The following is a 12,447-nucleotide window of genomic DNA, read 5'->3' on the forward strand; positions in this document are numbered from 1 at the left end:
TCCCTTTGGGAGAGGGTTAGGGTGAGGGGGTCTACTGATTCCGCGTGGCGCGCAGCAGCGTCTCCAGCGGATACACCGCCGCAATGACCACCTCGTCCTGCACCTTCGCCGCGTTATCCAGCTCGCTCTGAATCGACACGATCTCTTTATCATCCAGCGTGCCCTGACGCGCCACCAGGTCGGTGAGCCGCAGGCCAATCGAGGCCAGCTTATCCACTTCCTGAATCACCGGCTTCATCGCCTTCAGCTGATAGCTGTTGTCGCTTAGCGCCAGCGCGTCGCTGGTGTTGCTCTGCCAGCGGTTAAAGACGTGGCGCAGCGCGTCGGCGCTTTCCGTGTCTTCGGCGTCGCTCACCAGACGGTCGGCCCATTTGTTCATCTGCCGCACCGTGGCGCTTTCGGCGTTCAGCGCATCCGCGAAGCGATTGAGCGGTTCGAACTGATGATAATTTCCCGCCTGGAACTTCAGGTGCTGACGGGTGTAATACTGCGCGGGCTCTACCGCCTGCGCGAGGATCTGCAGCGGCAGGGTATCGGCATTGTTCGCCAACCGCGTGAACTGCACCTGCTGCTGGGTATGCTGCTGCAGCCCGACCGACACCGTCGACCAGCTGTCCATCGCCAGCAGGCGGGTGTACATGTTGTCGACATCGTTGACGTCCTTCGCTGACCACAGCCGCTCTGCCACCGCAAAGGCGCGCGGCCACAGGCGGATATCCAGCACCGGTGCCACCACGTTTTCCGCCCACAGCGCGGCTTCTCCGCCGAGCAGGTTGGCCTGATTCGCCACGTCCGGCACGACCGGCGGAATGCCTTTCGGCACCTCGTCCAGGCGCGTGCCGCTAACTGGATACCGGGCATTACCCACCAGGAAATAGCCGCTCAGCTTATCGTTATCAACGGAGACCACCGGGCGCGTTTCGCCCATCCAGGTATCGACGGTAAACGTGACCTGGTTGTCGTCACGCCATTCAATATCCTGCACCGCGCGGCGGGATTTCCCGGCAAAATCAATAAATCCACGCCAGCCGGCATCCCCTTTCACCAGCGTGAAGCTCCCCTCAACCGGCTTGCCCTTCAGGCGCGGCATGGTGAAGGCCCAGCTCTGGACGCTGTCGGTGTCTGCAATCACATCCACGCCGTTTAAGCCCTGCGGCACGATTTCATTCCGATAGTGGTAAGCGGTAGATTGCGGTTGGTCGAGATAGAAGCCCGTCGACAGAATGCCCTTGTAGCCGTTCTGCGCCACCTGCCCCAGCGCATCCTGCCCCTGCCAGGACTGGATCAGAATGCTTTTCGGCAGATCGGGATGGTAGATCTCGTCCCAGCCGACCATCTGCCGGTGGTGTTTCTCGAGGATCGTCTCCAGCTTGCGGTTGAAATACGCCTGCAGCGCGTGGCTGTCCGAGAGCTTGTTATCGCGCATGAATTTTTGGATCGCCGCATTCTCTTTCCACCGGCTGTCGTCCACCTCATCGCCGCCGATATGCAGATACGGATCGGGGAAGATCGCCGCCAGTTCGCTGACCATAGCGTCGGCGAAGGCGTAGGTTGCGTCTTTTGTCGGATCCAGCACCGGCTTCAGCACGCCCCAGTGGCGCTCCATTTCATAAGGCCCCGGGGCGCTCATCAGCTCCGGGTAGGCCACGGCAATCGCCGAGGCGTGGCCCGGCATGTCGATCTCCGGCACCACGCGGATGCCGCGCTCGGTAGCGTAACGCACGACCTCGCGCATCTGTTCCGGCGTGTAGAACAGCCCGTCGCTGGCAAGCTGCGTCAGCTTAGGGTAACGCTTCGAGCTGAAGCGCCAGCCCTGATCGTCTGTCAGGTGCCAGTGCAGGACGTTGAGCTTCGCTGCGGCCATGCCGTCGATCTGGCGTTTGATATCCGGCAGCGGAATAAAGTGACGCGCCGAGTCCAGCAGCAGCCCGCGCCACGAGAAGCGCGGTGAATCTTCAATGGTGACCCACGGCAGCGAGGTGTTTTCCGCGCCGTTCTGCATCAGCTGGAGCAGGGTTTCCATGGCGCGCAGCGCGCCGAAGCGGGTGTTGGCGGAGATATTCACCCCGTTGGCATCCACCGTCAGCTTATAGCTTTCGTCGCTGTCCGGCAGCGGCTGCGGCTTGACCTTTTTGGCAATGGCAATGCGGATGGTCGGTTTGTCTGGCTTTTCAGCCTGCGGCTGCAGCGTCCAGCCGGTCTGCAGGGCGATGCGCTGGCGCAGGCGGTTGACCGCGTCGCCCAGATCGTCGCCGCTGACGCTAACGGAAATTTTATCGTTAAGCACCAGCGTGCCCTGCATCGTCGGGCGTTCGACCTTAGCAGGCCAGGGCATTAAAGGGAGATCGCCTGCCGGAGCGGCAAAGGCTGAGGCGCCGAGCATCAGCCCGGCGGTTAAGAGACTGTACCGTAACATGAATGTTCCTTATCTGACGGGCCAAATAAAGGCAAAACATTCTGTTAACATGCGCTCAATTTGTCGTCAAGCGATTGCGCCGACGGAGATCACAGGTTGTTGAATTTGAGAGGAAAGCCAGTCCCCTCACCCCGGCCCTCTCCCCAAAGGGGCGAGGGTGTAATCATCCCCTCTCCCTTACAGGGAGAGGGTTAGGGTGAGGGTAAAAAAATTACTGCCACCCATACCGACGCGCATAGAACCCTTTCACCATCTGGGTCAGCACCATATAACCGGCGAGGATCGCCACCAGCCACGGGAAGTAGCTCAGCGGCAGCGCCTGCAGCTGCAGGTAGCTCGCCAGCGGGGAGAACGGCAGCGCAATACCCAGCGCCATCACAATGCCCGTCATCACAATCAGCGGCCACGCGGCACGGCTCTGGATGAACGGAATGCGGCGGGTGCGGATCATGTGCACAATCAGCGTCTGCGACAGCAGACCTACCACGAACCAGCCGGACTGGAACAGGGTCTGGTGTTCCGGGGTGTTGGCGTGGAACACAAACCACATCAGGCAGAAGGTCAGAATGTCGAAGATGGAGCTGATCGGCCCGAAGAACAGCATGAAACGACCAAGATCTGACGGATTCCAGCGCTGCGGCTTCTGGATCTGCTCGTCGTCCACGTTATCAAACGGGATCGCCACCTGAGAGACATCGTACATCAGGTTCTGGATCAGCAGGTGCAGCGGCAGCATCGGCAGGAACGGCAGAAACGCGCTCGCCACCAGCACGCTGAAGACGTTACCGAAGTTGGAGCTGGCGGTCATTTTGATGTACTTGAGCATGTTGGCGAAGGTGCGGCGGCCTTCGATCACGCCCTCCTCCAGCACCATCAGGCTCTTTTCCAGCAGGATGATATCCGCCGCCTCGCGGGCGATGTCCACCGCGCCGTCGACGGAGATACCAATGTCCGCCGCACGCAGCGCGGGCGCGTCGTTAATGCCGTCGCCCATAAAGCCCACCACGTGCCCTTCGCGACGCAGCAGCGTGACGATGCGCTCTTTGTGCATCGGCGTCAGGCGGGCAAACAGCGTGGTGCGCTGGGCAAGCTGCGCCAGCTCGTCGTCGGAGAGATGTTCAATATCGCTTCCCACCACTACGTCACCCGCGTCCAGCCCCACCTCATGGCACACTTTGGCCGCCACCAGCTCGCTGTCTCCGGTGAGAATTTTGACGGTAATACCGCTCGCCTTCAGCGCCTTCAGCGCCGGTGCGGTGGTCTCTTTCGGCGGATCGAGGAAAGCGATGTAACCCTCGAGGATCAGATCGGATTCGTCGATACGCTGATAGTCCCCTTCACGCGCGGGCAGGAACTTGCTGGCGACGGCTACCACGCGCAGCCCCTGACGGTTCAGGTTATCGGTGACGCGTTTGATGCGGCGCAGCATGGTGTCGTCCAGCGGCACGATCTCGCCGTTATGACGAACCTGCGTCGACACGTTGAGGATCTCCTGCAGCGCGCCTTTGCAGATCAGCTGGTGGACGTCCTGTTGCTCGCTCACCACCACCGACATGCGGCGGCGCTCGAAGTCGAACGGGATCTCATCCACCTTCTGCCAGCGGCCGGAGAGCGTGCGGGCAGACTCTTCGTCTACCCCTTCCAGCACCGCGACGTCGAGCAGGTTTTTCAGCCCGGTCTGGTAGTGGCTGTTCAGCCACGCGCTGTGCAGCACACGCTCACTGGTTTTACCGGCGATATCCGTGTGGTTCTCCAGCACGATTTTGTCCTGCGTCAGGGTGCCGGTTTTATCGGTGCAGAGGATATCCATCGCGCCAAAGTTCTGGATGGCGTCAAGGTGTTTGACGATCACTTTCTGTTTAGAGAGCTTCACCGCCCCGCGCGCCAGCGTGGAGGTGACAATCATCGGCAGCATTTCCGGCGTCAGGCCGACGGCCACGGAGAGCGCAAACAGGGCCGCCTCCCACCAGTCGCCTTTGGTGTAGCCGTTGATCAGCAGGACGATTGGCGTCATCACCATCATAAAGCGGATCAGCAGCATGCTGACGCGGCCAATCCCCTTCTGGAAGGCATTCGGCTCGCTCTCCTGCTCGCTGACGCGTCCCGCGAGCTGGCCAAACCAGGTGTTGCCCCCGGTGGCGGTGACAATCGCCTGCGCCGTGCCGCTGACCACCGTGGTACCCATAAAGCACAGGGTGTCGCACTCGAGCGGGTTCATCTGCTGCGGGTCGCGGCTGCGCGCTACCTTTTCAACGGGCAGGGATTCCCCGGTCAGGGAGGCCTGCGCCACGAACAGATCGCGCGCCTGGATGATGCGTAAATCCGCCGGGATCATGTCCCCCGCCGCCAGCTTCACCAGATCGCCCGGCACCAGCTGGTCGATAGGCAGTTCCACCCAGGCGTTTTCGCCGAGATCGTTAATCACGCGCGAGACGGTCGCGGTGTTGCTGACCATCGCCTTGAGGGCGTCCGCCGCTTTGGTGGAGCGGGCTTCCTGAATGAAGTTCAGCAGCGTGGAGATGCCCACCATCAGGGCAATGACGCCTGCGGCAAACAGGTCTTCAGTGGCGTAGGAGATGATGCCCAGCACCGTCAGCAGCAGGTTGAACGGGTTGCGATAGCAGAGCCACAGGTGTATCCACCACGGAGACGGCTTTTGCGCCGGGATCTGATTATCGCCGTGCACGGCGCGGATTTTTTCCACTTCTGAGGCATTCAGCCCTTCCGGGTGACCGCCAAAGGCGCGCCAGACTTCGTTTTCATCCATCGCCGCCACGTTCAGGCAGCGTTCGGTCAGGGACGCGGGGATCGCCGCCCCCGCCATATTTTTGGCGTCTGGCACCGGGTCGCGCTGAACAAGACGGTGTGGCAGGTGGCGGCTCAGCAGGGCCTGCAGCTGCCGGGTGATAGTTTTCAACATAGGCATTCCTCCGCATCCGCAGGGGCGGACGCAGCATTTCCTTCAGGCGTGGCAAGGCCGTACCTGAGAGGCACTTAATTTTTCAAGCAGGAACGTTTATGACGTTGCTGCCTCACATCTCCGGTGAGCCAGCAACAGGCTGGCTTACCGGAAAGAACGCATTCTCCCGTTCAGGAGAGGTGTGGGATCGGGATCCATAAAGCCTCCGGTAAGTAAAAAGTCAGGTTTCGCCACGCAGTATAAGGATTTATCCATACCGTTCGTGGCGCATCGGACGGTATTATAACCCCACGTAAATAAACCGAACGTAAACCAGACTTTGCCCATAGCGAAATCGCGCTATAGCATTAGGCTCAATTGACCATTTTGTCGTTGTTACACGGAATACAGCATGCAGAACCGCCTTACGATTAAAGACATCGCGCGTTTAAGCGGCGTGGGGAAATCCACCGTCTCACGCGTGCTGAACAACGAAAGCGGCGTCAGCGAACGCACCCGCGAGCGCGTTGAGGCGGTCATGAATCAGCACGGGTTTTCCCCTTCCCGTTCCGCGCGCGCCATGCGCGGGCAGAGTGACAAGGTGGTCGCCATTATTGTTTCGCGTCTGGATTCCCTGTCAGAAAACCTCGCCGTGCAGACCATGCTACCCGCCTTCTACGAGCAGGGCTATGACCCGATCATGATGGAGAGCCAGTTCTCTGTGCAACTGGTTGAAGAGCATCTGGGTATGCTTCAGCGGCGCAATATTGATGGCGTGGTGCTGTTTGGCTTTACCGGCATCAAAGAAGAGATGCTCAAACCCTGGCAGCCCTCGCTGGTGCTGCTGGCGCGCGATGCCCACGGTTTCGCGTCTGTCTGCTATGACGATGAAGGGGCAATCGTGACCCTGATGCAGCGTCTGTACGAGCAAGGCCATCGCCACATCAGCTATCTGGGCGTACCGCACGCGGACGTCACCACCGGCAAGCGCCGCCACGAGGCGTATCTGGCCTTTTGCAAACAGCACAATCTCTCCGCCGTGGCCTCCCTGCCGGGGCTGGGCATGAAGCAGGGCTACGAGCAGGTCGCCAGCGTTCTGACGCCGCAGACCACCGCGCTGGTGTGCGCCACGGATACCCTGGCGCTGGGCGCGAGCAAATATATCCAGGAGCAGCGCATCGATAACCTGCAGGTGGCGAGCGTCGGCAGCACGCCGCTGATGAAGTTCCTGCACCCGGAAATTATCACCGTCGATCCGGGCTACGCCGAGTCCGGCAGGCAGGCCGCCGCGCAGCTGATAGAGCAGATCAACGGGCGCGCTGAGCCGCGTCAGATCGTTATTCCCGCCCACCTCTCTTAACCCCCGCTCAACGGATTATTGTGATCTTCGCCTGATTTCGGGAACGTTCCCATTTTCGCCGTCACGCTGAAGGAGTAGGCTTGCGCTCAGGTCATTATCCCCCTCACCATCTGTCATGAGGTTTCATGATGAGTAAAGTCAAACAAGCAGATATCGATCGGCTGATCGTCCTGGTCGGCGGCCGCGAAAACATCGCCACCGTCAGTCATTGCATTACCCGCCTGCGCTTCGTGCTGAACGACCCGGCCAAAGCCAACCCGAAGGCCATTGAAGAACTTTCCATGGTCAAAGGCTGCTTCACCAACGCCGGTCAGTTCCAGGTCGTTATTGGTACCGAAGTGGGCGATTACTATCAGGCTCTGCTGGCGACAACCGGGCATTCTTCTGCTGATAAAGAGCAGGCGAAGAAGGCCGCGCGCCAGAATATGAAGTGGCATGAGCAGCTGATTTCCCACTTCGCGGAGATCTTCTTCCCGCTGCTGCCAGCGCTGATCAGCGGGGGCTTAATCTTAGGCTTCCGTAACGTCATCGGCGATGTGCCGATGAGCGACGGCAAAACCCTGGCGCAGATGTACCCGGCGCTGCAAAGCATCTATGACTTCCTGTGGCTGATTGGCGAAGCGATTTTCTTCTACCTGCCGGTGGGGATCTGCTGGTCGGCGGTGCGCAAAATGGGCGGCACGCCGATTCTGGGTATCGTGCTGGGCGTCACGCTGGTCTCTCCACAGTTAATGAACGCTTACTTACTTGGGCAGCAGGTGCCGGAAGTGTGGAACTTCGGGCTGTTTACCATCGCTAAGGTGGGCTACCAGGCGCAGGTGATCCCGGCACTGCTGGCCGGTCTGGCGCTGGGCTTTATTGAAACGCGCCTGAAGCGCATCGTGCCGGATTACCTCTATCTGGTGGTGGTGCCGGTCTGCTCGCTGATTATTGCTGTGTTCCTGGCGCACGCCTTTATCGGTCCGTTTGGCCGCATGATCGGCGACGGCGTGGCCTTCGCGGTCCGTCACCTGATGACCGGCAGCTTCGCGCCGATTGGTGCCGCGCTGTTTGGCTTCCTGTACGCCCCGCTGGTGATCACCGGCGTACACCAGACCACGCTGGCGATAGATATGCAGATGATCCAGAGCCTTGGCGGCACGCCGGTCTGGCCGATTATCGCGCTGTCTAACATTGCGCAGGCGTCTGCGGTGACCGGCATCATCATCGTCAGCCGCAAGCATAACGAACGTGAAATCTCCGTTCCGGCAGCTATCTCCGCCTACCTCGGCGTCACCGAACCGGCGATGTACGGCATCAACCTGAAATACCGCTTCCCGATGCTCTGCGCGATGATCGGTTCCGGTCTGGCGGGCCTGCTGTGCGGCCTGAACGGCGTGATGGCAAACGGGATTGGCGTCGGCGGGCTGCCGGGCATCCTCTCCATCCAGCCCGCGTTCTGGCAGGTATTTGCGCTGGCGATGGCAGTTGCAATTATCGTCCCAATGGCGCTCACCACCGTGGTTTACCAGCGTAAGTTCCGTCAGGGCACGCTGCAGATTGTTTAACGTTTTCTTTCGGGGCGCAGTTGCGCCCCTTCGCATTTGCAGGAACGCACTATGAATACTCTTCCTCACTGGTGGCAGAACGGCGTCATCTATCAGATTTACCCAAAAAGTTTCCAGGACACTACCGGCAGCGGCACTGGTGATTTACGCGGCGTAACGCAGCGTCTGGACTACCTGAACACCCTCGGCATCGACGCCATCTGGCTGACGCCGTTTTATATCTCCCCGCAGGTGGATAACGGTTACGACGTGGCGAATTACACCGCCATTGACCCGGCCTACGGCACGTTGGATGACTTCGACGAGCTGGTTGCCGGGGCGCACGCGCGCGGCATTCGCATCGTACTGGATATGGTGTTTAACCACACCTCCACGCAGCACGCCTGGTTCCGCGAGTCGCTGAACAAAGCGAGCCCGTATCGCCAGTTCTACATCTGGCGCGACGGCACGCCGGAGCAGCTTCCCAACAACTGGCGCTCCAAGTTTGGCGGCAACGCCTGGCGCTGGCACGCCGAGAGCGAGCAGTACTATTTGCACCTGTTTGCGCCGGAGCAGGCGGACCTCAACTGGGAGAACCCGGAGGTGCGCGCCGAGCTGAAAAAAGTGTGCGAGTTCTGGGCCGATCGCGGCGTGGACGGCTTGCGTCTGGACGTGATTAACCTGATTTCAAAAGATCAGGATTTCCCGGACGACAACATCGGAGACGGCCGCCGCTTCTATACCGACGGGCCGCGCATCCACGAATATCTGCAGGAGATGAGCCGCGACGTCTTCACCCCGCGCAACCTGATGACGGTAGGCGAGATGTCCTCGACCTCGCTGGAGAACTGCCAGCAGTACGCGTCGCTCGACGGCAGCGAGCTGTCGATGACCTTCAACTTTCATCATCTGAAGGTGGACTACCCCGGCGGCGAAAAGTGGACGAAGGCGAAGCCGGACTTCGTCGCGCTGAAAACCCTCTTCCGCCACTGGCAGCAGGGGATGCACAACAAAGCCTGGAACGCGCTGTTCTGGTGTAACCACGACCAGCCGCGCATCGTGTCGCGCTTTGGTGATGAAGGCGAACACCGCGTGGCTGCCGCGAAGATGCTCGGCATGGTGCTGCACGGCATGCAAGGTACGCCGTATATCTATCAGGGCGAAGAGCTGGGGATGACCAACCCGCACTTCAGCCGCATCACCGATTACCGCGACGTGGAAAGCCTGAACATGTTTGCAGAACTGCGGGCCAACGGCCGCGAACCGGACGAGCTACTGGCGATTCTGGCGAGTAAGTCCCGCGATAATGGACGCACGCCGATGCAGTGGGACGCGTCGCACAATGCGGGTTTTAGCGAGGGCGAGCCGTGGATTGGCGTCTGCGACAACTACGAAACCGTGAACGCCCGCGCGGCGCTCGATGACCCGGATTCGGTGTTTTACACCTACCAGTCGCTGATTAGCCTGCGCAAAACTCTGCCGGTGCTGACGTGGGGGGATTATGAGGATCTCCTGCCGGAACATCCTTCTCTTTGGGCTTACCGCCGTCAGTGGCAGGGACAAACGCTGGTGGTGGTGGCAAACCTGAGTCATACGCCTCAGGAATGGGAAACGGACGTACTCAGCGGTCAGCCGCAGGCGCTGATGAGTAACTACCCTACACCGCAAACGACGTCGCTCCGTCCGTTTGAAGCGATCTGGTGGCTGCAGCAGTAACGTTCCTTGTCGGGTGCCGCCCAGCACCCGGCTTATTTTACTGTTTTTGTTGAATAATTAATCAGATTTTTCTCGCACGCCTTTACAATCGCTGAAGCGCCCGCCGTTTGTACTCTCGTCTTTTTACTTTGTTCTGCATCAAATAAAACGCAAACATGTTTGATGCAAATCACTATATGTAGCACTTAAAATGCACGCCGACCCAACATCTTGTATTTATCGTCTACTATTCCAACAACAAGACGGCGCATACGCTGGCCGGAATTGTGGATAACACGAGCTGGGAACGCGGGAAGTCTTTGGCCCGGCGGGAAATACGCCCGGTGAATACTTCTCCACCTCTGTGGATAACCTGTTTTCAAAAATGGAGTGATCATGACACCGCATGTGATGAAACGTGATGGCTGTAAAGTGCCGTTTAAATCAGAGCGCATCCAGGAAGCCATTCTGCGTGCAGCTAAAGCAGCGGGAGTCGATGACGCAGATTACTGCGCCACCGTCGCAGAAGTCGTTAGCAGCCAGATGAATGAACGCAGCCAGGTCGATATCAACGAGATCCAGACCGCGGTTGAGAACCAGCTGATGGCGGGGCCTTACAAGCAGCTGGCGCGCGCCTACATTGAGTATCGTCACGATCGTGACGTGCAGCGCGAGAAGCGCGGCCGTCTGAACCAGGAGATCCGTGGCCTGGTCGAGCAGACCAACTCCGCCCTGCTCAACGAAAACGCCAATAAAGACAGTAAAGTGATCCCGACCCAGCGCGACCTGCTGGCCGGTATCGTCGCCAAACACTATGCCCGTCAGCATCTGCTGCCGCGCGACGTGGTGTCGGCACACGAGCGCGGTGAAATTCACTACCACGACCTCGACTATTCGCCGTTCTTCCCGATGTTCAACTGCATGCTGATCGACCTGAAGGGCATGCTGACCCACGGTTTTAAAATGGGTAACGCCGAGATTGAACCGCCTAAGTCCATCTCCACGGCCACCGCCGTCACCGCGCAGATTATCGCTCAGGTTGCCAGCCACATTTACGGCGGCACCACCATTAACCGCATTGATGAAGTGCTGGCCCCGTTCGTGACGGCCAGCTTCAACAAGCACCGTAAAACCGCCGAAGAGTGGCAGATCCCGGACGCTGACGGCTACGCGCACTCCCGCACCGAGAAAGAGTGCTACGACGCCTTCCAGTCGCTGGAATATGAAGTGAACACGCTGCACACCGCCAACGGCCAGACGCCGTTTGTGACCTTCGGCTTCGGTCTGGGCACCAGCTGGGAATCGCGCCTCATCCAGCAGTCCATTCTGCGTAACCGCATCTCCGGCCTCGGCAAAAACCGCAAAACGGCCGTGTTCCCGAAACTGGTGTTCGCCATCCGCGACGGCCTGAACCACAAGTTTGGCGATCCGAACTACGACATCAAACAGCTGGCGCTGGAGTGCGCGAGCAAGCGCATGTACCCGGACATCCTGAACTACGATCAGGTCGTCAAAGTGACCGGTTCGTTTAAAACGCCAATGGGCTGCCGCAGCTTCCTCGGCGTGTACGAAGACGAAAACGGTGAGCAGATCCACGATGGGCGCAACAACCTGGGCGTTATCAGCCTGAACCTGCCGCGCATCGCGCTGGAAGCAAAAGGTAACGAAGACGCCTTCTGGACGCTGCTGGACGAGCGCCTGCAGCTGGCGCGTAAAGCGCTGATGACCCGCATCGCGCGTCTGGAAGGGGTGAAAGCCCGCGTCGCGCCCATCCTCTATATGGAAGGAGCCTGCGGCGTGCGCCTGAAGGCGGACGATGACGTGTCCGAAATCTTCAAAAACGGTCGCGCGTCGATTTCGCTGGGCTATATCGGTATACACGAGACCATCAATGCATTGGCGGGCGATACGCATATGTATGACAGCGAGGCCCTGCGCGAAAAGGGCATCGCCATCGTTCAGCGCCTGCGCGACGCGGTAGACCAGTGGAAAGAGGAAACCGGCTACGGGTTTAGCCTCTACAGCACGCCGAGCGAGAACCTGTGCGATCGCTTCTGCCGTCCGGACACCGCCGAGTTCGGCATTGTGGAAGGGGTGACGGATAAAGGGTACTACACCAACAGCTTCCACCTCGACGTGGAGAAGAAGGTGAACCCGTACGACAAGATCGACTTCGAAGCGGCGTACCCGCCGATCGCCAGCGGCGGCTTCATCTGCTACGGCGAGTACCCGAACATTCAGCACAACCTGAAGGCGCTGGAAGACGTGTGGGATTACAGCTACCAGCACGTGCCGTATTACGGCACCAACACGCCCATCGACGAGTGCTACGAGTGCGGATTTACCGGTGAGTTTGAGTGCACCAGCAAAGGCTTTACCTGCCCGAAATGCGGCAACCACGACGCGGCTCGCGTCTCCGTCACCCGCCGCGTGTGCGGCTATCTCGGCAGCCCGGATGCGCGTCCGTTTAACGCCGGGAAGCAGGAAGAGGTGAAGCGCCGCGTGAAGCATTTGGGGAATGGGCAGATCGGGTAAGTTTTGCGCCGGGTTC

At 59.6% G+C, this 12,447-nt stretch carries 6 protein-coding genes; 4 read left to right on the plus strand and 2 right to left on the minus strand.

Features of this window, described 5'->3' with window-relative positions; genetic code table 11:
* Positions 1-31 precede the first annotated feature (31 nt).
* Together ENTMO_RS0103645 and mgtA are read right to left on the minus strand one after the other, a co-directional pair.
* Complete coding sequence (locus tag ENTMO_RS0103645; RefSeq protein ID WP_010427354.1) at positions 32-2,416, minus strand: beta-N-acetylhexosaminidase; 2,385 nt, start codon at positions 2,414-2,416, stop codon at positions 32-34.
* Between the two features lie 211 nt (positions 2,417-2,627).
* Positions 2,628-5,336, minus strand: a complete 2,709-nt coding sequence (gene mgtA / locus ENTMO_RS0103650; RefSeq protein WP_010427355.1) for a magnesium-translocating P-type ATPase — start codon at positions 5,334-5,336, stop codon at positions 2,628-2,630.
* A 391-nt stretch (positions 5,337-5,727) separates the two neighbouring features.
* On the opposite strand from mgtA, the gene treR reads away from it, so the two are divergent.
* The 4 genes from treR to nrdD all read left to right on the plus strand — a co-directional run bounded on the left by treR (position 5,728) and on the right by nrdD (position 12,431).
* Positions 5,728-6,675 (plus strand): trehalose operon repressor TreR, encoded by a 948-nt coding sequence (gene treR / locus ENTMO_RS0103655; RefSeq protein ID WP_010427356.1) that lies wholly within the window; start codon positions 5,728-5,730, stop codon positions 6,673-6,675.
* Between the two features lie 128 nt (positions 6,676-6,803).
* A complete protein-coding gene (treB, locus tag ENTMO_RS0103660; RefSeq protein WP_010427357.1) occupies positions 6,804-8,222 on the plus strand; it encodes a PTS trehalose transporter subunit IIBC in 1,419 nt (472 codons plus the stop codon).
* A 51-nt stretch (positions 8,223-8,273) separates the two neighbouring features.
* Complete coding sequence (gene treC / locus ENTMO_RS0103665; protein ID WP_010427358.1) at positions 8,274-9,917, plus strand: alpha,alpha-phosphotrehalase; 1,644 nt, start codon at positions 8,274-8,276, stop codon at positions 9,915-9,917.
* 375 nt (positions 9,918-10,292) lie between these two features.
* On the plus strand, positions 10,293-12,431 hold the full coding sequence (gene nrdD / locus ENTMO_RS0103670) for an anaerobic ribonucleoside-triphosphate reductase (RefSeq protein WP_010427359.1): 2,139 nt from the start codon (positions 10,293-10,295) through the stop codon (positions 12,429-12,431).
* Positions 12,432-12,447: the final 16 nt, after the last annotated feature.

The sequence above is a fragment of the Enterobacter mori LMG 25706 genome, assembly GCF_000211415.1.
Classification (GTDB): Bacteria; Pseudomonadota; Gammaproteobacteria; order Enterobacterales; family Enterobacteriaceae; genus Enterobacter; species Enterobacter mori.

Bases quoted from the DNA above. Each gene is read 5' to 3' on its own strand.
- ENTMO_RS0103645 (WP_010427354.1), bottom strand. From the start codon at position 2,416: ATGTTACGGTACAGTCTCTTAACCGCCGGGCTGATGCTCGGCGCCTCA.
- treB (WP_010427357.1), top strand. From the start codon at position 6,804: ATGAGTAAAGTCAAACAAGCAGATATCGATCGGCTGATCGTCCTGGTC.
- mgtA (WP_010427355.1), bottom strand. From the start codon at position 5,336: ATGTTGAAAACTATCACCCGGCAGCTGCAGGCCCTGCTGAGCCGCCAC.
- treC (WP_010427358.1), top strand. From the start codon at position 8,274: ATGAATACTCTTCCTCACTGGTGGCAGAACGGCGTCATCTATCAGATT.
- treR (WP_010427356.1), top strand. From the start codon at position 5,728: ATGCAGAACCGCCTTACGATTAAAGACATCGCGCGTTTAAGCGGCGTG.
- nrdD (WP_010427359.1), top strand. From the start codon at position 10,293: ATGACACCGCATGTGATGAAACGTGATGGCTGTAAAGTGCCGTTTAAA.